A 25882-nucleotide genomic window follows, 5' to 3' on the forward strand; every position below is an offset into this window, starting at 1 on the left:
TCACCTGATGAAGCGCGCGCTCAGCGGATAGTTGAACGGCTCGTTGTTGGCCGCCTTCACCCCGGCGACGACGCCCAGGATGGTGGCGATGAGCCACGCCGCGCCGACGATGAAGAAGCCCACCCCGACGCAGATGAGCACGCTGCCGACCAGGCCGATGATGCCCCAGAGCAGCTGGAAGTTGAGCGCCTTGACGGCCTCCTCCCGCACGTAGGGCGAGGTGTTCCCCCGGGCCAGCAGGGCGACCAGCGGCGCGATCCAGCCGAAGAACGTGCCGCCGAAGAACGCGCCGGCGGCCCCGCCGAAGTGCGCCACCAGGATCCAGGTGCGCTCGTCGCCGGCGGTGGACGGAGGCTTGTAGCCGTACCCCGGAGGCGGGTTGTAGGGCGGCGGCGGATATCCGCCCGGCGGCTGATAGCGAGCGGTCGGATCGTCGTCCGGTGGGCGGGGTTGTTCTGTCATGAAAGACACGCTAGGACCCGCTATCGAGCCGGTCGAGGACCAGGCAGGTACTTTCGATCATCGCGCTGCCGCCCCCGGGGACGTAGACTGGCACTCTATTAGCGGGAGTGCCAGAGGGGGAGGGGTCATATGAGTCTGGATGACCGCAAGCTCGAGGTGCTCCGGGCGATCGTCGAGGACTACGTCGAGACCCAGGAGCCGGTCGGCAGCAAGGCCCTGGTGGACCGGCACAAGCTCGGCGTCTCTCCGGCCACCGTGCGTAACGACATGGCGGTGCTGGAGGAGGAGGGCTACATCCGGCAGCCGCACACCAGCGCCGGGCGGGTCCCCACCGACCTCGGCTACCGGCTCTTCGTCGACCGGCTCACCCGGATCAAGCCGCTCAGCCCGGCCGAGCGCCGCGCGATCGAGCGCTTCATGGTCGGCGCCGTCGACCTGGACGATGTGGTGCACCGCACGGTCCGTCTGCTGGCCCAGCTCACCCGCCAGGTCGCCGTCGTCCAGTACCCGAGCCTCTCCCGCTCCTCGGTGCGCCATCTGGAACTCGTGCCGATCTCCACCACCCGCCTGATGCTCGTGATGATCACCGACACCGGCCGGGTCGAGCAGCGCCTCGTCGAGATGCCCGGCCCGGTGCACGACGGCGACGTGTGGGACCTGCGCCGCCGGGTCAACGAGAAGCTCTCCGGTCAGCGGCTCGCCGACACCCCGCCCCTGGTGCAGCGGCTGGTCGACGAGTGTGACGATCCCGAGCGACGGGTCACGATGGCATGCCTCGCGTCGGTACTCTTGGAGACCCTCGTCGAGCGGAGTGAGGAGCGCCTCGCCCTCGCCGGCACGGCCAATTTGACACGTGGCGGTGTGCTGGACTTCCAGGGCACGCTACGGCCCGTCCTCGAGGCTCTCGAGGAGGAGGTGATCCTGCTGAAGCTCATCGGCGACCTGGAGCCCCGGACCACCCGGGTCCGGATCGGTGACGAGAACGAGATCGACAACCTGCGGTCGGCGTCCGTGGTGAGCAGCGGTTACGGACCGGGCACCACGATCGTTGGTGGGCTCGGCGTGCTGGGGCCGACCCGGATGGACTACCCCGGCACTATCGCTACCGTTCGTGCAGTGGCACGCTACGTTGGCGACCTGTTGGCACAGAATTGACGGATTCGCGCAGACATTGAGGACTCCAAACCCCGTGGCCAAGGACTATTACGGAATTCTCGGTGTGAGCCGGGAGGCAACCGACGACGAGATCAAGCGCGCCTACCGCAAACTCGCTCGGCAGTACCACCCGGACGTCAACCCGGATCCGGAAGCGCACAACAAGTTCAAAGAGATCAACGCGGCGTACGAGGTCCTCTCCGACGACCAGAAGCGCCAGATCGTCGATCTCGGCGGTGACCCGCTCGCGCCCGGTGGCGGCATGCCCGGCGGTGCCGGCGGCGCCGGCCCGTTCGTCGGCTTCCAGGACATCATGGACGCCTTCTTCGGCACGGCCGCCGGTGGCGGCTCCCGGGGCCCGCGCCCGCGCACCCGTCCCGGCGCCGACGCCATCCTGCGTCTCGAACTGGACCTGGTGGAGACCGCCTTCGGTGTCGAGGCGCCGATCACCGTCGACACCGCGGTGCTCTGCACCCAGTGCTCCGGCGCCGGCACCGCGCCCGGCACCCACCTGGCCACCTGCGAGGTCTGCGCGGGCCGCGGCGAGGTCCAGTCGGTGCAGCGCACCTTCCTCGGCCAGGTCGTCTCGTCGCGCCCCTGCCAGAACTGCCAGGGCCACGGCACGGTCATCCCGACCCCCTGCCCGACCTGCGCCGGCGACGGCCGGATAAGGACACGCCGCTCGCTCACCGTCAAGATCCCGGCGGGCGTCGAGGACGGCATGCGGATCCGCCTGGCCCAGCAGGGCGAGGTCGGCCCCGGCGGCGGCACCGCCGGCGATCTCTACGTGGAGATCCACGAGCGGCCGCACGACGTCTACTCGCGCAAGGGCGACGACCTGCACTGCCGGGTCACCCTGCCGATGACCGCGGCCGCGCTCGGCACCCGGATGACGATCAAGACCCTCGACGGCGAAGAGAACATCGAGGTCAAACCGGGCACCCAGCCGGCCAGCACGCTGCGCATCCGCGGCAAGGGCGTCCCGCACCTGCGCGGTCAGGGCCGCGGCGAGCTCTTCGTGCACCTCGACGTCAAGACGCCGACCAAGCTCACCGCCGACCAGGAGCGCATGCTGCGCGAGTTCGCCAAGACCCGCGGCGAGGACGTGGCCGAGCTCTCCAAGCAGGGCGGCTTCTTCAGCCGGATGCGCGACGCCTTCAACGGCCACTGAGAGCTGCGCACCCGACCACCCGGCGTCATCCCCGACAAGATCAAATTCAAGATCATGTCGTAGCCGGGTGGTGGGTGCCGACCGTCGCTCCCGCCGAGGGCCGGGCGGTGGCGAGCTGGCCGCTGGCGCGTCCAGAACACTCACCACCACCCGGCGACCTGAGTGAGCGGTCCCGCTAACCCCACCCAAACCACCCACACACCCGGCGCGTCTCGTGCGCGGCCCCTGGTGTTGCCGGATGCCCACCCGCACACGCGTCGGCTTTTGGGTGCGGGTGCCGTGCGGTGGCAGGTGTGCTTGTGGGTGGTCGCGCACGCGGCGGGTTTGTGTGCGGGTGCCGCGCCGGTGGTTGGTGTGTCCTTGGGTGGGCGCGCGTGCGGCGGACTCGTGAGCGACCGGCGGTGCTGGTCGGTGCCGGCTTCGGGTGAGGGGTAGCGTCTCTGGGATGTCCGCGCCGCTGTTCCTGGTCGATAGCCTGCCCACCGGATCGTCGTACACGCTGGACGGCCCGGAGGGGCATCACGCCGCCACCGTGCAGCGGCTTCGGGTCGGTGAGACGCTGATCCTCGCCGACGGGCGTGGCGGCACCGCCCGGGCCGAGGTCACCGCGGTCGGGCGGGGCAGCGTCGACGTGATGGTCAGCGCGGTCGGCCAGGAGCCGGCCGCCGACCCGAGGCTGGTCGTCGTACAGGGCATCGCCAAGGGTGACCGGGGCGAGCTGGCCGTCCAGGCGATGACCGAGGTCGGGGTGGACGAGATCCTGCCCTGGGCGGCGTCCCGGTCGGTGGCCCAGTGGCGCGGCGACCGTGGTTTCAAGGCGCGCGACAAGTGGACGGCCACCGCCCGTGAGGCCGCCAAGCAGGCCCGCCGCTCCTGGCTGCCGCTGGTGACCGGCGACCCCGACTGCTCGACAAAGCGGGTGGCAGCTCGCATCTCCGGCGCGGCGGCCGCTTTCGTGCTGCACGAGGAGGCCACCGAGCGCCTCTCCACCGCCGCTCTGCCGGAACAGGGCGACATCGTCATGGTGGTCGGCCCCGAGGGCGGCATCAGCGACGCCGAACTGGAGATCTTCCGCGAGGCGGGCGCGACTCCGGTCCGCCTGGGCACCGCCGTCTTGCGCACCTCCACCGCCGGAGTGGCCGCCCTAGCCGTCCTGAACAGCCGCCTGACCCGTTGGTGACCCCCTCCAGAGCGGTCTCACGGACCGTGAGAAATCCCTGACACCCAGCTGAGGAATCCCGGCTGGCTCCCAGGGCTGCTTCAAGGTCCGTGAGACCGTTCTGGGAGCCGGCTGAGGAATCCTGGCTGGCTGTCAGGGCTGTTTCGGCGATCGTGGGACCGTTTTGGGGGCCGGCTGGGGAATCCTGGCTGGAAGTCAGGGTTGTTGGGCGGGCTTGAGGCCGCTCTGGGGGTCGGCTGGAGGGGTCAGGGGAAAGTGATTGTGGTGGTTAGGCGGGGGGCGTCGAGGGCGTGTGCGGCGGTTACCGTGTAGTCGCCGGGCACCGTGCGCCAGCCGCCGTCCCACACCTGGAAGGTGCGCTCGGGCAGCGGGATCGTCACGGTCACCGTCTCGCCGGGGGCGGCTGCGGCGGTGGCGAAACCGGCGAGCCACCGCTCCGGGCGGTCCGCCGGGCCGGACCGGTCCGCCGACAGGTACACCTGCACGACCTCCCGGCCGGGGCGGTCGCCGGTGTTGGTGAGCGTCACCCGCGCCTGCGTGGCGTCGAGCGCGATCTCCCCGTACGCCCAGGTGGTGTAACCCTGACCGGAACCGAACGCGAAGAGCGGGCGGGCCGACCAGCCGCGGTAGCCGATCCGGATGTCCTCGCCGTAGGCGAGTGTGCCGTCCGAGGGACGCACCTCCAGGACCGGGCAGTCCTCCTCCCGGCGCGGCCAGGTGGTGGGCAGGCGGCCGCCCGGCTCCGCGACGCCGAGCAGCACGTCGGCCAGCGCGGCGCCGGCCTCCTGCCCGGGGAACCAGGTGATCAGCACCGCGGCCGCCTCCTCGGACCAGGGCAGCAGCACCGGCGAGCCGGCGTTCACCACCACGATCGTGCGCGGGTTGGCCGCGGCCACCCGGGACACCAGCTCGTCCTGGCGGCCGGGCAGGGCCAGCGAGACGCGGTCGAAGCCCTCCGACTCGACCTGCTCGGTGGTGCCGACCACGACGACCGCCACGTCCGAGCGGGCGGCCAGTTCGACCGCCTCGGCGATCAGGCCGTCGTCGTCCGGACCGGGCGCCCGGTGGCCGAGCGTGGTGGAGACCGAGTGGGCCATGCCCGGTTCGAAGGTCTGCCGCAGCAGCACCGGAACCGGTACGCCGGCCTCCAGCTTCACGATGAACCGCTGCTCGCGCGGGTGCAGCAGCAGGTCGGCGCGGCCGGTGCCGGGCGGGTGCAGCGAGCCCTGGTAGCGCGTCTCGCCGCCGACGACCAGCTGGAACGCGCCGAACCCGGAGACCGCCAGCACGTGTTCGCCGCCGACCGCCGGGGTGATCTCGGTACGCAGTTCGAGGGTGGTGATCGCGGCCACCGGCAGCCCGCCGGGCGGGTCGCCGAGCCAGCGGATGGTGGCCGTGTCGACCGGGAAGTCGTGCCCCTCGGCGGAGAAGGTGAACGGCGCCCAGTCGGGGCCCTGCGCGGGCGGCAGGAACGGGCGCGGGTCGGCGCCGACCGCGTGTGCCACGTCGACCCCGGGCAGCGCCGCGCGCAACCCGTCCAGCGGGGAGATCACGTGCCGCGGGGTGACCTGGGCGCTGCCGCCGCCGAGCACTCGCGCGTCGGTGGCCAGTGCGCCGATCACCGCGACCCGGGTGAGGTCGGTGGCCCGCAGCGGCAGGGTGGCGCGCTCGTTGCGGGCCAGGACGAACGACCGGACCGCCACCTCGTGCGCCACCGCGTCGCCGTCCTCCTCCGGCGGCGGCGCGGGAAGGGTGTGCCCGTCCAGGGCCCCGGTACGGGCGGCGAGCCGCAGCACCCGGCGCACCTTGTCGTCGATGACCTCCTCCGGCACGGCTCCGGAGCGGACCGCCTCGACCAGCGCCGGACCCCACGGGTTGTCCATGGCCGGCATCGCGATGTCGAGCCCGCCGAGCGCGGCCGCCACGGTGTCCCGGGCGGCCCGCCAGTCCGAGACGACCACCCCGTCGAAGCCCCACTCCCGCTTGAGGATCTCGTCCTGGAGGCGCCCGTTGGCGGCCATCGGCGTGCCGTTGACCCCGTTGTACGCGCTCATCACGCCCCACCCGCCGGCCGCCGCCACCCGCTCGAACGGGGCCAGGTAGATCTCCCGCAGCGCGCGCTCCGGGATCTGGACGTCGACGGTCATCCGGTCGGTCTCGAAGTCGTTGCCGACCAGGTGCTTGACCGTGGTGCCGACCGAGTGCGCCTGCACGCCGGCCACGAACCCGGCCGCGATCTCCCCGGTCAGCAGCGGGTCCTCCGAGTAGCACTCGAAGTGGCGGCCGTTCAGCGGGGTGCGGTGCATGTTGACGGTCGGGCCGAGCAGCACGTGCACGCCCTTGCGCCGGGCCTCCTGGCCGAGCAGCCGGCCGGCCCGCTCGGCGACCGCGGTGTCCCAGGTGGCGGCGAGCGCGGTGGGGCTGGGCAGGGCCACGGACGGGTCCTCGGGGGTGTAGCCGGTGCCCCGGACACCGACCGGGCCGTCCGACATGACCAGCGACCGCAGCCCGATGTGGGGCACGGCCGGCAGTGACCAGAAGTCCTGTCCGGTCAGCAGGGACACCTTCTCCTCCAGCGTGAGCCGGCCGAGAAGGTCGTCGAGATCGGTCATGAGAGCGCTCCCAGGAGTGTGTCGGAGGTTCCGACGCCCATCTAAGCCCACCCCCGGCCATAAGATCCATGAGGTGGAAAACACCTGCCTGTTCTGCCGCATCCTGGGCGGCGAGATCCCCGCCACCGTCGTGCACCGGACCGAGACCACCCTCGCCTTTCGTGACATCGACCCGAAGGCGCCCAGCCACGTCCTGGTCATCCCGGTCGCCCACCACGCGAACGTGATCGAACTGGCCGCCGACCCGGCCGCGGCCGCCGACGTGCTGGCCACCGCCGCCAAGGTCGCCGAGCTGGAGGGCCTGACGGACGGCTTCCGGGTCATCTTCAACACCGGGGAGCACGGCGGTCAGGAGGTCCACCACGTGCACGCGCACGTCGTCGGCGGCGCCCCGCTCGGACCTATGCTGGTCAGCCGATGAGCGAGCTTGCGCGCGAATCATCGGGCTCAGTCTTGAACTCGTGCCGGCGCCGGAGCGAAGCGGAGGCGATGGCATGAGCGTGCCCACCCCTCGCTACGAGCGCGCCGCCCGCCGGGCCCAGGCCGACGGCCGGATACCCGCGCTCTCGGTGGCGCTGCACCGCGCCGACCGGGAGCCGTGGGTCTTCACCGTCGGCGACTCCGGCAACCCGGACCACCCCCTCGGGCCGGGCACCCGCTTCCGGATCGGATCGGTCACCAAGACCTTCACGGCGGTGCTGGTCATGCAGGCCCGCGACGAGGGCCTGGTCGACCTGGACGCGCCGATCGGCAAGTACCTCGACGTGCCGGCGCACGGCGACGCCACGGTCCGCCGGCTGCTCTCGCACACCGCCGGGTTCCAGCGGGAGCCGTACGGCGACGTCTGGGACACCCTGATCTCCCCCGACGCCGGCCGGATGCTCGCCGAACTGGACCGGGCCGAGCGGGTCCTGCCCAACGCCCGGCGGTTCCACTACTCCAACCTCGGCCTGGCGGTGCTCGGTCAGATGGTCGCCCGCCTGCGCGGCGGCACCTGGGCCGAGATCCTCACCGAGCGTGTCCTCACCCCGCTGGGCCTTGCGCACACCACGGCCGGCCGGCCGGTGGACGCGGCCGTCGGCTACCTGGTCGACGCGTACTCCGACGCGGCCCGCCCGGAGCCGCCGGTCGACGTCGGCGGTGTGGCACCGGCCGCCCAGCTCTGGAGCACCGCGGCCGACATGGCGAAGTGGGCCGCCTTCCTGGCCAGCCCGGAGACCGCCGACCCGGACGGCCGGGTGCTCGCCGCGGACACCGTCGACGAGATGCGCTGGCCGCTCACCACCACCGACGAGAGCCTCTGGGCGGCCGGGTTCGGGCTCGGCCTGATCCTGGTCCCGGAGGGCAAGCGGGTCATGCACGTGGGCCACGACGGCGCCATGCCCGGCTTCCTGGCCGGTGTCTACGGCCGGCGGGGCGGCGACGGAAACCCGGGCGCGCTCGGCTGTGCGGTGCTCGGCTCGTCCGGCACCGCCGGGCAGACCAACGAGCTGGTCCACGACCTGTTGCGGCTCGCCGCCGAGCTGGACCCGGCGGAGATCCGGCCGTGGCGGGCCGCGCCGCCCGCGCCGCCCGCGTACCGGCCGGTGCTCGGCCGCTGGTGGAGCGAGGGCATGGAGTTCGTCTTCGCCTGGCACGACGGCCGGCTCCAGGCGCGGGCCGCCGAGGCGCCGGCCGGGCGTCCGCCGGCGATCTTCGAGCCGCTGCCGGACCGGCCTGACGTGCTGCGTACCGTCTCCGGGCGGGAGGCCGGCGAGCTGTTGCGGCTCACCCGCGACGACAGCGGGGCGGTGGTCCGGATGCACTGGGCGACCTACCGGTTCGCCCGTCTCCAGGAGGGCTTCGACGGAGGCCCGGCGAGCGACGGGCCGGAAACCACTAACCGGCGATAATGGCATCGGCGGGCGGGCGGCCGAGCGGATAGGATGGCACGATCCTTGAGCGAGCCGCCCGACCCGCGGTGGCGAAGAAGAAGAGAGCAGGTGGCGGAGGCCCTTCGGGCCACCCTATGACCGGTACGCCGAACGAATCCAGCACTGGATCGACCAGCCCGGTGCGGGCGCAGACCAAGATCTCGGTGAGCGATCCGAAGATCATGGTGAACCTGCTCGGCGCCAAGGACGAGATCCTCCGGCTCATCGAGCGCAACCTCGACAGTGACGTGCACGTCCGTGGCAACGAGATCACCATCACCGGCGATCCGGCGGAGAACGCGACGGCCGAGCGCCTCTTCTCCGAGCTGATCGAGTTGATCGAGAAGGGTGAGACGCTCAGCGTCGACGCCGTCCGCCGCACCCTGCGGATGCTCGAGGAGAACACCTCCGAGCGCCCCGCCGAGGTGCTCACCCTCAACATCCTGTCCCGCCGCGGGCGCACCATCCGGCCCAAGACGCTGGGCCAGAAGAAATATGTCGACGCCATCGACCAGAACACCATCGTCTTCGGCATCGGCCCCGCCGGCACCGGTAAGACGTACCTGGCCATGGCGAAGGCGGTGCAGGCCCTCCAGGCCAAGCAGATCAACCGGATCATCCTGACCCGGCCGGCGGTCGAGGCGGGGGAGCGGCTCGGCTTCCTGCCCGGCACACTGACCGAGAAGATCGACCCGTACCTGCGGCCGCTCTACGACGCGCTGCACGACATGCTCGACCCGGAGTCCATCCCGCGCCTGATGGCCGCCGGGACCATCGAGGTCGCGCCGCTGGCGTACATGCGTGGCCGCACGCTCAACGACGCGTTCATCATTCTGGACGAGGCGCAGAACACCACACCCGAGCAGATGAAGATGTTCCTGACCCGGCTCGGGTTCGGGGCGAAGATCGTGGTGACCGGTGACGTCACCCAGATCGACCTGCCCGGCGGGACGACCAGTGGCCTCAAGATCGTGCGGGAGATCCTGCGCGACGTGGAGGACGTGCACTTCGCGGAGCTGTCCAGCTCCGACGTGGTGCGGCACCGGCTGGTCGCCGAGATCGTCGACGCGTACGCGCGCTACGACGCCGTCCTGGAACAACAGTCGGCACAATCCGTCCACGCCGTGCCGGGCCGGGCCGCCAGCGGTGGCCGGGCACCGGGCCGCCGGCGCTGATTCGCAAGGGGTAATCGCACCACTATGTCCATCGAGATCGCCAACGAGTCGGGAGTCGAGGTCGACACCGACGCGATCCTCGCGGTTGCCCGGCACGCCCTGGACGAGATGGGGGTCAACCCGCTCGCCGAGCTGTCGATCCTGCTCGTCGACATCGAGTACATGGCCGAGCTGAACCACCGGTGGATGGGCAGCGACGGCCCGACCGACGTGCTCGCGTTCCCGATGGACGAGGGCAGCGTCGACCACGGCCCCGGCGAGTCCGGCACCGGTGAGCCGGCCCTGCTCGGCGACATCGTGCTCTCCCCTGAGGTGGCCGCCAAGCAGGCCGCCGCGGCCGGGCACGCCGCCGCCGACGAGCTGCACCTGCTCACCGTGCACGGCGCCCTGCACCTGCTCGGCTACGACCACGCCGAGCCGGAGGAGGAGCGCGAGATGTTCGCCCTGCAGAACAAGCTGCTGCAGAGCTGGCGCGCCGGGCGTAAAGCCGGCTGATCATGGACCCCGCGTCGGCCGGGCTGCCGGACCTGCAACTGATCCTTCTCGCGGTCGCTCTGGTGCTGCTCGCCGGCCTGGCCTCGATGACCGACGCCGCGCTGGCCACCGTCTCGCACGCGCGCGCCACCGAGCTGGCCCGGGAGGGCCGCCGCGGTGCGGGCGCGCTGGCCGCGGTGGCCTCCGACGTGGTCCGCTACGTAAACCTGCTGCTTCTGCTGCGGTTGCTCTGCGAACTCACCGCCACCACGCTGGTGGCCCTGGTCGCGGTGGACACCTGGGGTGTCGGCTGGCGGGCCGCGCTGGTTTCGGCGGGCGCCATGACGCTGGTCAGCTTCGTGGTGGTGGGGGTGGCCCCGCGCACCCTGGGGCGCCAGCACGCGTACGCGGTGGGCCGGGCGACCGCCCCGCTGGTGCGCTGGCTCGGCCGGGTGCTCAACCCGCTGGCCCAGCTGTTGATCCTGATCGGTAACGCGGTGACACCCGGTAAGGGGTTCCCGGAGGGGCCGTTCGGCAGCCAGGTGGAGCTGCGGGAGCTGGTCGACCTGGCCGAGCAGCGCGGCGTGGTGGAGCATGGCGAACGCGAGATGATCCACTCGGTGTTCACCCTCGGTGACACGATCGCCCGCGAGGTGATGGTGCCGCGGACCGAGATGGTGTGGATCGAGGCGCCCAAGACGTTGCAGCAGGCGCTCTTCCTCTTCCTGCGGTCGGGTTTCTCGCGGATCCCGGTGATCGGCGAGAGCGTCGACGACGTGCTGGGTGTGCTCTACCTCAAGGACGTCATCCGGCTCACCCAGAACGGCAATCCCGACGCGACCGCCCAGGCGGTGGCCGAGGCGATGCGCGCGGCCAACTTCGTGCCCGAGTCGAAACCGGTCGACGACCTGCTCTCCGAGATGCAGGCGGCCCGCAACCACCTGGTGATCGTGGTGGACGAGTACGGCGGCACCGCCGGCCTCGTGACGATCGAGGACATCCTCGAGGAGATCGTCGGCGAGATCACCGACGAGTACGACGTCGAGCGCCCACCCATCGAGTACCTGGAGGACGGGGCGGTGCGGGTGGCCGCGCGGCTGCCGATCGAGGACCTGGGCGAGGTGTACGGCGTGGAACTGCCCGCCGACGAGGTGGAGACGGTCGGCGGCCTGCTGGGGCAGACGCTGGGCCGGGTGCCCATTCCGGGTGCCAAGGCGGAGGTCGGGGGCCTGCACCTGACCGCCGAGGGCGCCACCGGGCGGCGCAACCGGATCGACTCGGTGCTGGTGCGCCGGGTGCGGCCGGAACCCGCCGCCGAGCAGGACGATGAGAACGTTGCCGAGAACGAGGAAAGACAACCCGCCGATGCCTGACCAGACCTTCGCCGCCGTCGCCGTTCCGGGCGTCGGTGACACTCCGCTGAGCGCCGAGGACGCCAAACTGGTGACCCTCGCGCGCAGCTCCCGCGCCCGGGTGGGCGCGTCCGAGGGCGCGGCGGTGCGTGACCAGGACGGCCGCACCTACGCCGCGGCCACCGTGGCGCTGCCCCACCTGTCGGTGACGGCGTTGCAGTTGGCGGTCGCGCAGGCGGCCGCGTCCGGGGCGACCCGGCTGGAGGCGGCCGCCGTGGTGACCGAGTCCACCGAGCTGGAGGGCGCGGGCCACGCCGCGGTGCGTGACCTGGCGGCCGGCGCGCCGATCCACGTTGCGGGCCCGAGCGGCGCGCTGGCCGGCACGGTCCAGTGATGGCGGACCAGCCGGAGAAGCGCGGTCAGGCTCCGAAGAAGACGCCCGCCGCACTGCGTGGTCAGGCCCCGAAGAAGACGCCCGCCGAGCAGCGCGGTCAGGCTCCGAAGAAGACGCCCGCCGAGCAGCACGCTCAGGCCCCGAAGAAGGCGCCGGACGAGCGCCGTCTCACCGCGGGGGAGCGCAACGAGCTGCGGCGTCAGGAGCGGCGGGCGGCCCGCCGGGCCACCGAGCAGGCTGCGGAGCAGGGCGGGCGGTCACGCGGCGGCTCCGGCGCGGGCCGGGCTTTCCAGGCATCGGGTACGCCGAACGCGCCCCGTCGTGGCGGAAGTGATGGAAAACCTACGGGTAAGGCCGGGCTTCCCACGAGCTCCCAGGGACGGGCTGGTGCTTCTGCCGACAGCTCACCGCGTACCGGAAAAGGGGTTTCGCCGAAGAAGCACCGGCACAGGGCCGCGAGTGCCGCGAAGCGTGATGATGGGGTGTACCGTGCCGGTTTCGCCTGTTTCGTCGGGCGACCGAACGCCGGGAAGTCGACGCTGACGAACGCGATCGTGGGTCAGAAGATCGCGATCACCTCGAACAAGCCGCAGACCACCCGGCACGTCATCCGCGGCATCCTGCACCGGCCGGACGCGCAGCTCGTCCTGGTCGACACCCCGGGCCTGCACCGCCCCCGGACCCTGCTCGGCGAGCGGCTGAACGACCTGGTCCGCGAGGTGTGGAGCGAGGTCGACGTGATCGGGGTCTGCTTCCCGGCGGACGAGCCGATCGGCCGCGGCGACCGCTTCATCTCGTCGGAGATCAGCGAGCTGAAGGCCAAGGTCATCGCGGTGGTCACCAAGGTCGATCTGGTCGACCCGGCCACCCTGGCGCAGCGCCTGCTCGCCGTCTCCGAGCTGTACGACTTCGCGGAGATCGTCCCGGTGAGCGCGGTCTCCGGCCATCAGGTGGAGACCCTGACCGATGTGCTGGTCAAGCACCTGCCGGAGTCGCCGCAGCTCTACCCGGACGACGTGCTGACCGACGAGCCGGAGCAGGTGCTGATCGCGGAGCTGATCCGGGAGGCGGCGCTCGAGGGCGTGCGCGACGAACTGCCCCACTCGATCGCGGTCATGGTCGAGGAGATGCTGGTCGAGGGCAACCTCACCAAGATTTACGCGGATCTCTACGTGGAGCGCGACAGTCAGAAGTCGATCGTCATCGGGACCCGGGGCGCGCGGCTCAAGGAGGTGGGCTCGCGTGCCCGGACGGAGATCGAGAACCTGATCGGCCGGCGGGTCTACCTGGACCTCCACGTTCGGGTCGCCAAGGAGTGGCAGCGCGATCCGAAGCAACTGCGTAAGTTAGGTTTTTAATCGAAACTTGGACATTCTCCAACTATGGTGAACTTCACCATAGTTTGCACAGGTTGCCGGTTCGGGGGTAACACCTTGGGCCATGCGAAACCGGTACCTGGACATGCTGCGCGCTGTGGCGACCGTCCGGGTGGTTGTCTATCACCTGACCGGCTGGACCACGCTCACCGTGGTCCTGCCGGCCATGTCGGTGATGTTCGCCCTGGCCGGCTCGCTGATGGCCGCTTCGCTGGACCGGTTCGGGGTGTGGGCGGTGGAGCGGCGGATCCGCCGCCTTCTGCCCTCGCTGTGGGTGATCGCCCTGATCGCGATCGCGACCATGCTGGCCACCGGCACGTCGAGCGTGAACCCGATGCTCCTGCTCTGGGGGTTCCCCCTGGACACCCCGGAGGCGACCGGCTGGTGGATGCAAGGGCTGAGCCACACCTGGTACCTGCGGGACTTCCTCTGGATGGTGCTGCTGTCGCCGCTGGCGCTGCCGCTCTACCGCAGGTTCCCGGTGGCGACCGTGCTGACCCCGTTCCTGGCGCTGCTGGCGATCACCCTGACCGGGGTGACCGTGCCACCGGTGGCGCACGGCCTGGCCCTGTACGGCGGGGCCTGGCTGCTCGGCTTCGCCCACCACGACGGGCACCTGGAGCGACTCGGCCGTAAACGGCTGCTCGCCATCGCGGCCGGGCTCGCCGTGCCGGCCGCCGTCTGGGTGCTGACCCATCCCGGGCCGCGGGGCTACGACCTCAACGACATCCCGCTCGGCAACGCGCTCTGGTCGGCCGCGTTCATCCTGGTCGCGCTCGGATGCGTCCGGCCGGTGGTGCGCGGCCACCGGGTGCTGACCCTGCTGAACGCGCGGGCGCTGACGATCTACCTCTGGCACGTGCCGGTGATCGTCGCGGTCACCCAGTGGGGCGAGCGGCACGGTCTGCCGGTCCAGGGCTGGGTCGGCATCGGCTGGCGTACGGCCGTGGTCTTCCTGCTGCTCGGCGTGGTGACCGCCGCGGTCGGCTGGGTGGAGGACCTGGCCGCAGGGCGCCGTGCCACCCTGCTGGCCGGCCGGCCGGCCCCCGTCCCGGTCTCCCCGGCGCCGGCCACCCCCGAGCCCGTCCCTAGCCTCCGATGACGCTCACGTCCCCGTTCCGGGTGTGCACGTCCAGGACGTTCGTGGACTTCGGGTCGTTGGTGACGCCGACCGCCTCCTGGTCGCCGGAGGTCGATCCGGTGCGCACCTGGTAGGCGCCGGCCGGGACCATCACCTGGACGTCGCCGTTGGTGGCCGCCGCGGTCACCGAGGACGCCTCGGCCAACTCGACGTCGATGTCGCCCGAGGTGGTGCGGACCGTGACCGGGCCGGCGGCGTTCAGCACGCTGAGATCGCCGGACTGAGCCTCCAGGGTCACCTCGGAGCGGCCCACCACGTTGAGGTCGCCCGAGGTCGCCCGCACCTTCAGCGGGCCGGTGCCGTGGTCCACCATCACGTCCCCCGAGGTGAGGCGGATGTCGACCGGGCCGACCCCGATCAGGCCCACGTCGCCGGAGGTCAGCTCGCCGCGCACGGTGACCGACGCGGGCGCGGTGATCTCGTAGTCGACGCCACAGTCCGGCCCGCAGTCGGAGGTCAGGGTCAGCACCCCGTCCTTCCGCTGGTAGGTGGTGCCCGGATCGCTGTCGCCCGTGATGATCCGCCGGATCGTCGTCTCGGTCGCGGTCTCGCTGCCGGTGATCCGGACGTCGCTGTGCCGGCCGGACAGCACGATCTCGGTGATCTTGACAGTCTCGGTGTCCTCGAAGGTCAGCCGCGCGCCCACCGCGCCGTCGCAACCGGCCAGGGTGCCGCCCACCGTGACGGCGGCGAGGATCAGGGCAACTCTTCGGCTCATGTGCTGAACCTATTTGCGCCGTCCGGGAAAGCCATCGGGTTCCGCCCCGGAGTCAACCCTGAGATCCGGGTCAGGGTCTGTCGTAGGTACCGGGCAGAATGGCGGGGTGCCCGCCGGATACCGCCGCCAGCTCTACCGCGACGACGCGGTGGTGCTCCGTGTGCAGAAACTGGGCGAGAGCGACCGGATCGTCACCCTGCTGACCCGGCGCCACGGCCGGCTGCGCGCCGTCGCCCGCGGGGTCCGCCGGATCAACTCCCGGTTCGGCGCCCGGCTCGAGCCGTTCGGCCACATCGACCTGCAACTCGCCGGCTCCCCCGAGGGGCTGGGCAGCTCGCTTCACTCGGTCAGCCAGGTCGAGGCGGTCACCCTGTTCGGCAAGAGCTTCCTCACCGACTACCCGCGCTACACGGCGGCCAGTGCCATCTGCGAGACCGCCGAGCGGCTCACCCCGGTCGAGCGGGAGCCCGCGCTCCGGCTCTTCCAGCTCACCCTGGGCGCGCTGAAAGCCCTGGCGGCCGGCGAGCACCTGGGCGGTCTGGTGCTGGACGCCTACCTGTTGCGCGCCATGGCCTTCGCCGGCTGGGCCCCCGCGCTCACCGAGTGCGCGGTCTGCGGCACCCCCGGGCAGCACGCCGCCTTCGCCGTCCCGGCCGGCGGCGCGGTCTGCCCCGACTGCCGCCCACCCGGCGCCGCCCATCCCAGCCCGGCCACCCTCGGCCTGATGTCCGCACTCACCTCCGGCGACTGGACCGTCGCGGACGCCGCCGAGGCCGCGGTGCGCCGCGAGTGCAGCGGTCTGGTCGCCGCCCACCTGCAATGGCACATGGAGCGGGCGCTGCGCTCGCTCCCGCTTGTCGATCGACGGGAGTTGAACCCTTGAGCCCGCGTCCGCCCACCCCACACATCTCCGGCGTCCGGCCACCACAGTTGCCCACGGCCGCGTTGCCGAAGCATGTGGCAATCGTCATGGACGGCAACGGCCGCTGGGCCAAGGAGCGCGGGCTCGCCCGGACCAAGGGCCACGAGCAGGGGGAGCACTCGCTCTTCGACACCATCGAGGGCGCCATCGAGATCGGCATCCCCTACCTCTCGGCGTACGCGTTCTCCACCGAGAACTGGAAGCGCTCGCCCGAGGAGGTGCGCTTCCTCATGGGCTTCAACCGGGACGTCATCCGCCGTCGCCGCGACCAGTTGGTCGATCTGGGCGTGCGGGTGGTCTGGTCCGGGCGGGCCGGCCGGCTGTGGAAGAGCGTCATCAGTGAGTTGCAGACCGCCGAGGAGATGAGCCGGGGCAACACCAAGCTCACCCTCCAGTTCTGCGTCAACTACGGCGGCCAGGCCGAGATCGCGGACGCCGCGGCGGCCATCGCCCGGGACGTGGCGGCCGGCAAGCTCAAGGCCGACAAGGTCAACGAGAAGACCATCGCGCGCTACCTCTACCACCCGGAGATCCCGGAGGTGGACATGTTCCTGCGCCCGTCCGGCGAGCAGCGCACGTCCAACTTCCTGCTCTGGCAGTCGGCGTACGCGGAGATGGTCTACCTCGACACCCTCTGGCCCGACTTCGACCGCCGCCACCTGTGGTATGCGTGCGAGCTCTACGCCCAGCGCGACCGCCGCTTCGGTGGGGCCCTGCCGAACCCGGTCAGCCCGACGTAACCAGCGCCTCCACGGCGGCGTCGGTGTCCGCCAGATCCGGCAGCACCACGTGCGCGCCCGCCGCGGCCAGCTCCGCCGCGGCGGTGCGCCCCGTCGCCACGGCGACCGCGACCGCACCGTTGGCCAGGGCCGCGGTCACGTCGTGGACCGTGTCGCCGATCACCACCGGGTGGAAGCTCTCGGCGTACTTCGCCTGCGCCCGCTCCAGGCAGCGGCGCACCAGGACCGCCCGGACCGCGTGGTCGGTGCCGTAACCGCCCACCTCGGCGTCGAACTCGCCGCCCAGCCCGAAGGCGGCGAGTTTCACCGCGGCGACCTGCGGGACGTTGCCGGTCACCAGGGTCTGCACCACCCCCGGGTCGTCGGCCAGACGGGCCACCACCGCACGGACGCCCGGCATCAGCGCGCCCTGCTCGGCGAACTCGTGCCGGATCTCGTGGACCACCTCGACGTAGCGGGCGAAGAACCGCTCCGGCGTGCAGTCGGTGACCCCGTGGGACGCGAACACCTCCGTGCAGATGTCCGTGTCGGTCCGCCCGCCGAAGTTCGGCGTGTCCCGCCACTCCACCCCGGTCACCTCGGTGAACGCCGCTTTCCAGGCCCGCGTCGTCACCCCGCCGCCGCGCAGCAGGGTGTAGTCGATGTCCCACATCACCAGGCGCCTCACTCGGCCAGCACCCGCTCGATGTGCTCCACCTTGGCGGTCAGGGCGCCGGTCACGCCGGGCCGGACGTCCGCCTTCAGTGACAGGCTGACCCGTGGGGCCACCGTCGCGACGGCGTCGACGGCCTGCTTCACGACGGCCATCACCTCGTCCCACTCGCCCTCGATCGTGGTGAACATGGCATCGGTCCGGTTCGGCAGACCGGAGGCGCGGACCACCCGGACCGCCTCGGCGACAGCGTCGCCGACGGAGTCCCCGGTCCCGATGGGCGTGACGGAGAAGGCAACCAGCATCCCCTCATCCTTCCAGGTGGCTCGCGCTTGAGTCGATCAATGCGTACGACTACCCTAGGCGTTAGGCACGCTGTCGCATGACAAGTAATTTATGCTGAAAGGGTTGGTTGCCGTATGGGAGACCTCATGACCAAGGACCTGGGCGATCTGGATGCGCAGGCGCTCGCCGACGCGGCAGAGTTCTATGGGACGACGACGCCGAGCGAGACTGTCAACGCGGCCCTGCGTGATGCCGCTGACCGGGTCCAGCGAGTTCGAGCCCTCGCCGAGTTGGTGGAGATCGCCAAGACCGGTCAGTTCGATGAACTCCTCGACAAGAGGAACCGCCGGTGAGTGACGCGATGTATCTGGTGGACACCAGCGCGCTGATCAGGCTGCTTCGCAATCCCGGCATCCTCGAAGAATGGGACCGTGCGGTCGAAAATGGTCACATCGCGACCTGCACCGTCACGGAACTCGAATTGCTCTACACCGCTCGTTCGCATGCCGACAGAGAGCAGCAGCAGGCACTGATCCGGAAACTCTTCGGTTGGGTCGTCATGCCGGATCGGGTCTTCCAACGAGCCTCCGAGTTGCAGGCGGCGTTGTCCGAGAACGGGGCGCAGAGATCCGCTGGCGTTGTGGATCTGCTCACTGCGGTCACAGCTGAGGAGCATGGGTACACACTGCTGCACTACGACCGGGACTTCGTGAGTGTTGCTGAGGTGACCGGGCAGCCGGTGCGGTGGATCGCGGAGCCCGGGTCGGTCAACTGAGGGCATCGGCTCTGTCTGAAAACTATCAGGGATGGCGATTCGCCGGTATCGGGAGCGCGGCCGAGTGCGGGTGCCCTGGCCGGGGCGTAGCTTCGCCGGGTGACAGTGGAGCGAATCGATGCGTCAGTGGCCGGGCGGTGGAAGCTCGGGGACACGTTCGTCAATCGGATGGGGTTCGGGTCGATGCGGCTCACCGTGCGGGCCGATCGGGAGCGGGCTGTTCGGGTGCTGCGCCGGGCCGTTGAGCTCGGGGTCGATCACATCGACACGGCGGCGTTCTACTTCTCGCCGGGCGGGATCCTCGACGGGGAGGACGGGCCGGTTCGGTTTGCGGCCGAGTTGATCCGGGGTGCGCTCACGCCGTACCCGGAAGGTTTGATGATCGTCACGAAGGTGGGGCCGGACCCGCGGGCCGACGGTGGCTGGGGTGAGGCTCTCACCGCGGAGCAGTTGCGCCGGCAGGTGGAGGAGAATCTGCGGCGGCTCGGGGTGGAAGCGCTCGACCTGGTCAACCTGCGGATCGTGCGGGATCGGGAGAGGTTCGCGGAGCGGTTCGGGGCGCTGGCCGAGATGCGTGCGGAAGGGTTGATCCGCCATCTCGGGATCTCCAACGTCGGCGTCGAGCAGCTCGACGAAGCTCAGCGGATCGCGCCGGTGGCGTGCGTGCAGAACGCCTTCGCCACGGATCTCCGGCGGCACGAGGATCTGCTGCGTGAGTGCGGCGCCCGCGGGATCGCCTTCGTCCCGTTCTTCGCGATCGCCGGGCCGAAGCGGGAGACCGGCCCGGGGCGGGAGGCCGGCCCGGGGCGGGAGGCCGGCCCGGGGCGGGAGGCCGGCCCGGGGCGGGAGGCCGGCCCGGGGCAGGAGACCGGCCCGGGGCAGGAGGGCGGCGTGACGGCGGGAGACGACAGGGCGGAGTGGCGGATCGCGCGGAGGCGCGGGGTCAGCGGGCATCAGGTGCGGCTCGCCTGGACGCTGCATCAGGGGCCGCATGTGCTGGCGATCCCGGGCACCGGCGACGTCGCTCACCTGGAGGAGAACATCGCCGCCGGTGGGATCAGGCTCACCGCCGGGGAGCTGGCCGAGATCGATCAGCGCTGACGGTCGAGGAGGGTCGCGACCTCGGTGGCCAGCTCGGTGGTGGCCTCGATCTCGGCCTTGCGGATCGAGACGCTCTCGATGTTGAAGCCGTAGGGGATGCCCAGGTGCTCGCAGAAGTCGATCAGATCCCGGGCGATCAGCATGCACTGCCGGTAGGACTCGGCGAGCGGGTCGGGCGAGTGGCGGATCGCGTTCTCCAGCCAACGGGGCACGTCCACACCGAGCCAGCGGACGAACTCCAGGGTCTTCAGCGAGCCGCACAGCGACAGCGTGAAGATCACCGTCCGGGGGTCGACGCCGCGCTCCCGGCATTCCAGGTAGTAGTCGCTGAGCAGGTTCTTCGTGTCGTTCAGGTGGTAGATCACCTGGGTCACGAAGAAGCCGACGCCCAGCTCCTGCTTGGCCAGCATGCGCAGGTGCTCGTCGCGGCGCTCGCCGATCACGACGGCGCCGAGCGGCAGGTCGGGGCGGACCTCGTTGCGCAGCTCCTGGGCCCGGCGCAGGCCGGTGTGCACCGGCTTGCCGCCCGAGGAGGCGCCCACGAAGACGGTCAGCATCTGGTCGCCGGCGCCGGCCAGCCAGCCCCGCAGCTCGTCCTCGGGGTATTTGCCGACACAGCGGTAGATGATCACCGGCTCCCGCCAGCCGGCGGCCAGATGCCGGCTGTAGTAGCGCGCCGGGTCGAGGGTCGGCAGGTACGGAAAGGGCCGCTCGTCCGGGTTCCGGTCGGACTCGTCGTCGATGTCGTACAGGATCAGGCCGTCGAGGTCGAGCGCGCCGAGCCGCTTCAGGGTGACCTCGGCGATCTCGCTGATCCGGTCCTCGGTGGCGTGGCTCCGCGGTGGGGTGATGCTGAACACCAGGACGCCACTGCGGGCCTCGGCCAGGAGCTGTCGCAAAGGGGGACGAGACATGCGACCCACAGTAGGGGTAGCCCCGGCGTGGCCGGGCATCGCACACGTCCCGTCCCGCTCTGCGATCAGTGGTCGGCGCAGCAGGGAGTGGGGTTGCGGGTCTCGAACGGGATCAGCCGGCCACCCGCCGCCGGGGTGGTGATCAGGACCAGTTCGCCGGCCCGGAACCGTGGGCGGACGAAGTCGCCGGTCTCCACCACGGTCGCCGGGTCGGCCGGGCCGCCGCCCAGCACCTCCACCCGGGAGATGGCGCTGCGCTGGAGGATCTCGCTCACGGTCAGCTCGCCGGTGAGCCGTTCCACGCCGGGGAACCGTACGGCCCGCCCGTCACGCCCGGCGGCGGCCTCCCCGGCGGCGGTGGCCAGCTCCGGGCCGGTCTCGAACGAGGCGGCAGTGAGCAGGCTGATCGCGACGTGCGGGTAGGGCGTGGCGACCAGGTGGGTGCAGGCCAACACCGGCGCCGGGGTCAGCGCCGTGATCCAGTGGTCGGCCTCGGCCAGGGTCCGGTGCCCGAGGCTGACCCCGACGATCCGGGCGGTGGCAACCGACTGACTCATCGGGGCAGGACCCAGATGGGGTTGGTGTAGAACCACAGGTCGCCCCACGGGTCGGCGGCGCCGTTCACGTCGAGTCGCGGCCCGTACGGGTCGACCGACGCGCCGAGCAGGCCGGGCTGGGTGCGGTTGCCGTCGGTGCCGCGGACCCGCAGGTAGAACGGCTTGTCGAGGCGGCCCAGGTGGTGGCTGAACGACACCCTGCCGCCCGTCGCGGAGACCTCGAAGGACTTGACCACCCTCGTGTCCGGGGCGGTGAAGGCGTCCCGGTCGGTGACCGGCCCGGTGACCGTTCCGACGATCACGTCGACCCGCTTGAGGACCGGGATGAACCCGGCCCAGTTCGGCACGTCCTGGAGGTCGATGTCGAGCACCAGCTCGGTCGACGTGCCGCGCCGGACCTGGAGGACACCGCCGAGCGGGGTGCCGGTCGACCGGCGGCGGTCGCCGGTGACCCGGACCCGGGCGTCCAGCGCCTTGATCAGCCGGCCGTGGTCGACCCAGACCCGGCCGGAGCGCAGGCCGTCCATGACCGCCCGGTACGAGAACGACGTCGAACCCACGTTGGTGCGGCCGTAGTAGCCGGGCCAGAAGTCGCCGGCCTGGGTGTTGATCGAGCCGTTGTAGACCGGGTCGTCGTACCTCCCGTTGGCGTTGAAGTCGCTGCCCGGCCCGCGTTCGGTCTGGTCCAGGTAGTTGACGTGGCTGTCCGAGTTGACGGTGATCCACCACGCCTTGCCCTCGGCGAGCAGGCTGTCCCACAGGCCGCCGACCGTGGCGGTCATCCAGTCGAAGCCGCCCCAGGTGCGATACGACTCCAGCGGGTAGCCGGCGAACGACGCGGCCGACGGGCTGTTGTCGTAGTAGCCGCGGGCGCCGCCCCGGCCGTTCGGGGCGGGGATGCCGGCGGCCTGGTGGCCGGGTGCGCCCTCGAAACCGACGGCGACCGTGGGGTCGGCGTCGCGCCAGTTGCGGATCTCGTGCGGGGAGTCGATGCCGCGCCGGGCCGGGTGGTTGGCGAAGAACAGTGCGCCGTCGATCTTGCGGGCCTTGACCTGCTCGCCGAGGAACTTGATGCCGGCGACGGCCATGGCCTCGTTCTGGGCGGCGGTGTTGGCCGAGGGGAGCAGCGAGCCGTCGTACCGGGTCTCGAACTGTTTGAGAACCTCGACCTCGTTCTTGCCCGGGTGCACGAAGACGGTGGCGTGCTCGGCGGCCGGAATGTTCCACTCCAGGCCCTGGAAGGTGAGCAGGCCCGGCAACGCGGAACGGGTTGCGACGATGTCCGGGTTCACCTTGTCCACACCGATCTTGGCGTGGGTGGCGCTGCCGTGGTCGGTGATGACCAGCCAGTCCAGGCCGTACGCGTACCCGTGCTGGGCCTGGTCGATCACCCGGTACTGGGCGTCCGAACTGTACTGCGTGTGGATGTGGTGGTCGCCGGCGAGCCATCGGAAGCCGCCCTGCGCGGTCTGCGGGGAGGCGCCGTGAGCCGCGGCGGCGCCCGGGTGGGCCAGCACGGAGGCGGCGGCCCCGGCGCCGAGCAGTCCGGCGCCGAGCAGGAGGCGCCGGCGGGTGACGTCGGTGGGGGACAGTTCCGCGTCCGGAACGGAGAGATCGAGAGCCTCGGGAAGGTCTTTCCCGGAGGGGGAGTGGTCGTGAGAATGATCGTGGCCGTGACCCATGGCGGACACCCTCGTCCCATCAGGACAACGCCCGTTGTCGATTCCGTGTCCGCCCGGCGAACGATCAGCCCGTCGAAGGCGAAGGTGCTACACGTCCATGGACCGGGCCGGTCAGCCGATGATCGGGTTGAAGAAGCCGAGCAGCATCGTGGCCGTGAGGATCGCGAGGCCGGTCAGGAGGGCGGCGGCCAGCAGGACGGCGTCGGGCGCGGTGAAGTGCTGCACCCGCGCGTGGGTACGCGGGACGCCGGCGTCGAACCCGCGCGCGTCCATCGCCACCGCCAGCCGCACCCCGCGCCGCAGCGCCCCCACCAGCAGCGCGAACGCCGTCGATGCGAAGAGCCGCAGCTTGGCCAGCGGGTTGCGCCCGGCGTCCACCCCGCGTGCCCGCCGGGCCAGGGTGAGCGCCCGCCATTCCTGACCGAGCAGCGGCACCAGCCGGAACGCGGCCAGCGCCCCGATCGCGAACCGGGCCGGGGCCTTCGCGTTCTGCACCAGCGCGTCGGCCAGATCGGTCGGGTCGGTGGTGGCGAAGACGACGATGCCGGGCAGCGCGATCGCGAAGATCCGCAGCACCAGCGCGCCCGCGGTGGCCAGCACGCCGGTGGTGACGTCGAACGGCCCGAGCGACGCCACGGTGGCCCCGGTCCGCTCGCCGGCGAACAGGACCATGGTGACCAGGATCCCGCCCGCGGCAAGCAGCAGCGGGGCCAGCCGGCGGGCCAGCAGCCGCATCCGGATGCCGAAGAACGGCAGCACGAGCAGTTCCACGACCAGGGCCGCGGACGGGGTGAACGGGTCGACGGACAGGATCAGCGGCAGCGTGAACAGCAGCGCGGCGCCCAGCTTGGCGACCGGGTTACGGCGGGCCAGCGGCGCGGCGGGGTCGGCGATCGGCTCCACGGACAGGCTCACGGACGAGACCTCCGCGGCAGCGGGTCCGGCGCCGGCTCCCCGAGAGGCACGGTTCGATCAGCGAGGGTACGGACGAAAGCGTCATCATGCGTGACGGCGACCACCCCGTGACCGTCGTCGCGCAGCCCGGCCAGCAGCTCGACCAGCTCCCGCCAGGTGCGCCGGTCCTGGCCGAAGGTGGGTTCGTCGAGCACCAGCAGCCGGGGGGCGGTGGCCAGCGCCGTGGCCACGCTGAGCCGGCGGGCCTCACCGCCGGAGAGGGTGTACGGGTTCGCCTCGGCGAGCCGGGTCAACCGCAGCCGGTCCAGCAGGTCGTCGACGGTGCGGCGGATCTGCTCGGGGGTGCGGCCCAGCCGGCGTGGGCCGAGCGCCAGTTCGTCGGCGACCCGCCCGGTGACGAACTGGTGCTCCGGGTTCTGGAAGACCGACCCGATCCGCCCGGTCAGGGTGGCGGCCCGCCAGCGGTGCGGCGGGCGGCGGTCCCCGAACGCCTCGACCCGGCCGGACGTCGGCGCCAGCAGGCCGCCGAGCAGCAGCGCCAGCGTGGACTTGCCGGCGCCGTTGGGCCCGGTCACGGCCACCACCTCGCCCGCCGCGGCGGACAGCGAGACGGGTGGGAGGCGGTTCGTGACTTCGGCGCGCATCACGCGTACCAGATCGTCTGCCGGTTTTGATGTGGCCTTGACCGGCGGCGTGCTGAACCCGGGCACCCAGACGCCCTCGCCGGCGAGTTTGTCGCCGTAGGCGGCGAAGATCAGCTCGGGCGTGCCGTCGGCGCGCACGCCACCGCCCGGCTCCAGGACCACGACCCGGTCGACCAGCGGAAGGGCCTCGGCCACCCGGTGCTCCACGATGATCAGCGTGGTCGAGGGATCGGCGGTCCGGGCCACCGCGTCCCGGATCAGCCCGGCGCCCGCCGGGTCGAGGTTGGCGGTCGGCTCGTCCAGCAGCAGCAGTCCGGGCCGCAGGGCCAGGACCCCGGCCAGGGCGAGACGTTGCGCCTCACCGCCGGAGAGCGCGGCGGTGGACCGGTTGACGGGGTACGGGAAACCGACGCGATCCAGCACGTCGGACACCCGTGGCCAGATCTCGCCGGCCGGCACTCCCCGGTTCTCCAGCCCGAACGCCACGTCGTCGCCGCTGCGGGCCATCACGAGCTGGGTCTGCGGGTCCTGGAAGACGATGCCGACCCGCTCGCGGGCCTTGCGCGGGTCCAGCCCGTCGATCTCGATGGCGCCCTCGGACTCGCCGGAGTCCTCCGGCAGCAGACCGGCGAGCGCGGCGAGCAGGGTGCTCTTGCCGGCCCCGGAGGGACCGAGCAGCAGCACCCGCTCGCCGTGCCGGATCTCCAGGTCCAGTCCGCGGACCGCCCAGGCGCGGCGCCCGGCGTGCCGCCACCCGAAGCCGCGAAGCCGAACCTCACCCATGAATCAGATCGTTGCCCGCTCGCGGCCGGCTCCGAACCGGTCCAGCACACCGGTCGGGGCCAGGGCCCGGACCAGCGCCCAGGAGCCGAGGCCGGCGATCACGGTGCCGCTCAGGACGGTGATCAGCGCGTACGGGATCCGGTAGGACCAGAGGGCGGTCTCCGAGTTCCACACGAAGAAGTCGAAGATCGCCGCGCTCACGCCGGTCAGCGTGCCGGCCAGCAGCGCGGTGCCGATCCGGAACGACTGGTAGCGGAACGCCGCGAACGCCAGCTCGGCGCCGAGACCCTGCGCCAGGCCCTGCCAGACGACGGTCAGGCCCCAGGTGCTGCCGAGCAGCCCGGACACGAGCGCCGCCACCAGCTCGGTGTAGAGCGCCGCGCCCGGCTTGCGGATGATCAGGCCGCCCAGCACGGCCGGGATCAGCCAGACGCCGTACAGCACGGTCTGGGACGGGGGGAAGAAGGCGAAGGCGCCCTCGGTGATCACCCAGAGGTTGCCCCACGCCCAGAAGATGACGCCGAACGCCACGGCGATCACCGAGGCGATCACGATGTCTATCGTGCGCCACCGGTTCGGGTTGATGTCTTTCATGTACGCCTCCCAGCGGACACCGGGAGGAGACGCACGCCGCGACCCGGGCAGCGATGCCCGGACACGACGCGGCTGGAGAGGACCGAACTTCCTGCGCTGGCATTACCCAGATCAGGTACGAGGGTCTGCGGTCACCCGCACTCTCAGCGCTGTGCGCTCCCCTGTCGGATCGAAGCCCGTCCGCTGTCGCGGCAA

Annotated in this window: 27 protein-coding genes and 1 riboswitch; of the genes, 16 read left to right on the forward strand and 11 right to left on the reverse strand. The window is 71.5% G+C overall.

Annotated elements, in window-relative coordinates; translation table 11 throughout:
* Nucleotides 1-462, reverse strand: a complete 462-nt coding sequence (locus tag IEZ13_RS23185) for a DUF4870 domain-containing protein (protein ID WP_183226200.1) — start codon at nt 460-462, stop codon at nt 1-3.
* Nucleotides 463-591: 129 nt separating this feature from the next.
* Here IEZ13_RS23185 and hrcA point away from each other — a divergent pair, with 129 nt between their 5' ends.
* From hrcA to IEZ13_RS23200, 3 genes are all read left to right on the forward strand, one after another.
* Nucleotides 592-1617, forward strand: a complete 1026-nt coding sequence (gene hrcA / locus IEZ13_RS23190; RefSeq protein WP_183226201.1) for a heat-inducible transcriptional repressor HrcA — start codon at nt 592-594, stop codon at nt 1615-1617.
* Between the two features lie 34 nt (nt 1618-1651).
* A complete protein-coding gene (gene dnaJ / locus IEZ13_RS23195) occupies nt 1652-2788 on the forward strand; it encodes a molecular chaperone DnaJ (protein WP_183226202.1) in 1137 nt (378 codons plus the stop codon).
* 445 nt (nt 2789-3233) lie between these two features.
* Nucleotides 3234-3968: a 16S rRNA (uracil(1498)-N(3))-methyltransferase gene (locus tag IEZ13_RS23200; RefSeq protein ID WP_183226203.1), complete on the forward strand. Its 735-nt coding sequence runs from the start codon at nt 3234-3236 to the stop codon at nt 3966-3968.
* A 245-nt stretch (nt 3969-4213) separates the two neighbouring features.
* On the opposite strand, the gene IEZ13_RS23205 is transcribed toward IEZ13_RS23200, so the two are convergent.
* Nucleotides 4214-6580: a beta-glucosidase gene (locus tag IEZ13_RS23205; protein ID WP_183226204.1), complete on the reverse strand. Its 2367-nt coding sequence runs from the start codon at nt 6578-6580 to the stop codon at nt 4214-4216.
* A 73-nt stretch (nt 6581-6653) separates the two neighbouring features.
* Between IEZ13_RS23205 and IEZ13_RS23210 the strand changes: the two genes are divergently transcribed.
* The 8 genes from IEZ13_RS23210 to IEZ13_RS23245 all read left to right on the forward strand — a co-directional run bounded on the left by IEZ13_RS23210 (nt 6654) and on the right by IEZ13_RS23245 (nt 14366).
* Complete coding sequence (locus IEZ13_RS23210) at nt 6654-7001, forward strand: HIT domain-containing protein (RefSeq protein WP_183226205.1); 348 nt, start codon at nt 6654-6656, stop codon at nt 6999-7001.
* Nucleotides 7002-7074: 73 nt separating this feature from the next.
* On the forward strand, nt 7075-8472 hold the full coding sequence (locus IEZ13_RS23215) for a serine hydrolase domain-containing protein (RefSeq protein ID WP_183226206.1): 1398 nt from the start codon (nt 7075-7077) through the stop codon (nt 8470-8472).
* 116 nt (nt 8473-8588) lie between these two features.
* The gene (locus tag IEZ13_RS23220; RefSeq protein ID WP_183226207.1) at nt 8589-9668 is read left to right on the forward strand and encodes a PhoH family protein; all 1080 of its coding nucleotides are present in this window, start codon (nt 8589-8591) and stop codon (nt 9666-9668) included.
* Between the two features lie 24 nt (nt 9669-9692).
* Nucleotides 9693-10163: an rRNA maturation RNase YbeY gene (ybeY, locus tag IEZ13_RS23225; RefSeq protein ID WP_183226208.1), complete on the forward strand. Its 471-nt coding sequence runs from the start codon at nt 9693-9695 to the stop codon at nt 10161-10163.
* Nucleotides 10164-10165: 2 nt separating this feature from the next.
* On the forward strand, nt 10166-11515 hold the full coding sequence (locus IEZ13_RS23230) for a hemolysin family protein (protein WP_183226209.1): 1350 nt from the start codon (nt 10166-10168) through the stop codon (nt 11513-11515).
* The gene (locus IEZ13_RS23235; protein WP_183226210.1) at nt 11508-11888 is read left to right on the forward strand and encodes a cytidine deaminase; all 381 of its coding nucleotides are present in this window, start codon (nt 11508-11510) and stop codon (nt 11886-11888) included. Before IEZ13_RS23230 ends, IEZ13_RS23235 begins: the two co-directional genes overlap by 8 nt.
* Nucleotides 11889-12370: 482 nt before the next feature.
* On the forward strand, nt 12371-13246 hold the full coding sequence (gene era, locus IEZ13_RS23240) for a GTPase Era (protein ID WP_183226284.1): 876 nt from the start codon (nt 12371-12373) through the stop codon (nt 13244-13246).
* 82 nt (nt 13247-13328) lie between these two features.
* Entirely contained in the window at nt 13329-14366 is a 1038-nt protein-coding gene (locus IEZ13_RS23245) for an acyltransferase family protein (protein ID WP_183226211.1), read from the forward strand.
* On the opposite strand, the gene IEZ13_RS23250 is transcribed toward IEZ13_RS23245, so the two are convergent.
* On the reverse strand, nt 14353-15123 hold the full coding sequence (locus IEZ13_RS23250) for a DUF4097 family beta strand repeat-containing protein (protein WP_183226212.1): 771 nt from the start codon (nt 15121-15123) through the stop codon (nt 14353-14355). The two genes, IEZ13_RS23245 and IEZ13_RS23250, sit on opposite strands and share 14 nt — an antisense overlap.
* A gap of 106 nt (nt 15124-15229) precedes the next feature.
* Between IEZ13_RS23250 and recO the strand changes: the two genes are divergently transcribed.
* Both recO and IEZ13_RS23260 read left to right on the forward strand, forming a co-directional pair.
* Nucleotides 15230-16006 (forward strand): DNA repair protein RecO, encoded by a 777-nt coding sequence (gene recO / locus IEZ13_RS23255; RefSeq protein ID WP_183226213.1) that lies wholly within the window; start codon nt 15230-15232, stop codon nt 16004-16006.
* On the forward strand, nt 16003-16785 hold the full coding sequence (locus IEZ13_RS23260; RefSeq protein WP_183226214.1) for an isoprenyl transferase: 783 nt from the start codon (nt 16003-16005) through the stop codon (nt 16783-16785). Before recO ends, IEZ13_RS23260 begins: the two co-directional genes overlap by 4 nt.
* Here IEZ13_RS23260 and IEZ13_RS23265 read toward each other — a convergent pair.
* Both IEZ13_RS23265 and IEZ13_RS23270 read right to left on the reverse strand, forming a co-directional pair.
* The gene (locus tag IEZ13_RS23265) at nt 16772-17452 is read right to left on the reverse strand and encodes a haloacid dehalogenase-like hydrolase (RefSeq protein WP_229794930.1); all 681 of its coding nucleotides are present in this window, start codon (nt 17450-17452) and stop codon (nt 16772-16774) included. The two genes, IEZ13_RS23260 and IEZ13_RS23265, sit on opposite strands and share 14 nt — an antisense overlap.
* Entirely contained in the window at nt 17449-17742 is a 294-nt protein-coding gene (locus tag IEZ13_RS23270) for an MTH1187 family thiamine-binding protein (RefSeq protein WP_183226215.1), read from the reverse strand. Before IEZ13_RS23270 ends, IEZ13_RS23265 begins: the two co-directional genes overlap by 4 nt.
* Nucleotides 17743-17868: 126 nt before the next feature.
* Between IEZ13_RS23270 and IEZ13_RS23275 the strand changes: the two genes are divergently transcribed.
* From IEZ13_RS23275 to IEZ13_RS23285, 3 genes are all read left to right on the forward strand, one after another.
* Nucleotides 17869-18075 (forward strand): DUF2191 domain-containing protein, encoded by a 207-nt coding sequence (locus IEZ13_RS23275; RefSeq protein ID WP_183226216.1) that lies wholly within the window; start codon nt 17869-17871, stop codon nt 18073-18075.
* The gene (locus IEZ13_RS23280; protein ID WP_183226217.1) at nt 18072-18497 is read left to right on the forward strand and encodes a PIN domain nuclease; all 426 of its coding nucleotides are present in this window, start codon (nt 18072-18074) and stop codon (nt 18495-18497) included. Before IEZ13_RS23275 ends, IEZ13_RS23280 begins: the two co-directional genes overlap by 4 nt.
* Nucleotides 18498-18596: 99 nt before the next feature.
* A complete protein-coding gene (locus IEZ13_RS23285) occupies nt 18597-19598 on the forward strand; it encodes an aldo/keto reductase (protein ID WP_229794932.1) in 1002 nt (333 codons plus the stop codon).
* Here IEZ13_RS23285 and IEZ13_RS23290 read toward each other — a convergent pair.
* The 6 genes from IEZ13_RS23290 to IEZ13_RS23315 form a co-directional block, all read right to left on the reverse strand.
* Complete coding sequence (locus IEZ13_RS23290) at nt 19589-20512, reverse strand: 5,10-methylenetetrahydrofolate reductase (protein ID WP_183226218.1); 924 nt, start codon at nt 20510-20512, stop codon at nt 19589-19591. The genes IEZ13_RS23285 and IEZ13_RS23290 overlap by 10 nt on opposite strands.
* A 65-nt stretch (nt 20513-20577) precedes the next feature.
* Nucleotides 20578-21069, reverse strand: a complete 492-nt coding sequence (locus IEZ13_RS23295; protein ID WP_183226219.1) for a hypothetical protein — start codon at nt 21067-21069, stop codon at nt 20578-20580.
* A complete protein-coding gene (locus IEZ13_RS23300; protein WP_183226220.1) occupies nt 21066-22751 on the reverse strand; it encodes a CehA/McbA family metallohydrolase domain-containing protein in 1686 nt (561 codons plus the stop codon). Before IEZ13_RS23300 ends, IEZ13_RS23295 begins: the two co-directional genes overlap by 4 nt.
* A gap of 111 nt (nt 22752-22862) precedes the next feature.
* Nucleotides 22863-23666: an energy-coupling factor transporter transmembrane component T family protein gene (locus tag IEZ13_RS23305; RefSeq protein ID WP_183226221.1), complete on the reverse strand. Its 804-nt coding sequence runs from the start codon at nt 23664-23666 to the stop codon at nt 22863-22865.
* The gene (locus IEZ13_RS23310; protein ID WP_183226222.1) at nt 23663-25093 is read right to left on the reverse strand and encodes an ABC transporter ATP-binding protein; all 1431 of its coding nucleotides are present in this window, start codon (nt 25091-25093) and stop codon (nt 23663-23665) included. Before IEZ13_RS23310 ends, IEZ13_RS23305 begins: the two co-directional genes overlap by 4 nt.
* Nucleotides 25094-25096: 3 nt before the next feature.
* Complete coding sequence (locus IEZ13_RS23315) at nt 25097-25687, reverse strand: ECF transporter S component (protein WP_183226223.1); 591 nt, start codon at nt 25685-25687, stop codon at nt 25097-25099.
* A gap of 70 nt (nt 25688-25757) precedes the next feature.
* A riboswitch (TPP riboswitch) is annotated at nt 25758-25860 on the reverse strand.
* Between the last annotated feature and the right edge of the window lie 22 nt (nt 25861-25882).

The organism is Actinoplanes campanulatus (assembly GCF_014647795.1).
GTDB classification, from domain to species: domain Bacteria; phylum Actinomycetota; class Actinomycetes; order Mycobacteriales; family Micromonosporaceae; genus Actinoplanes; species Actinoplanes campanulatus.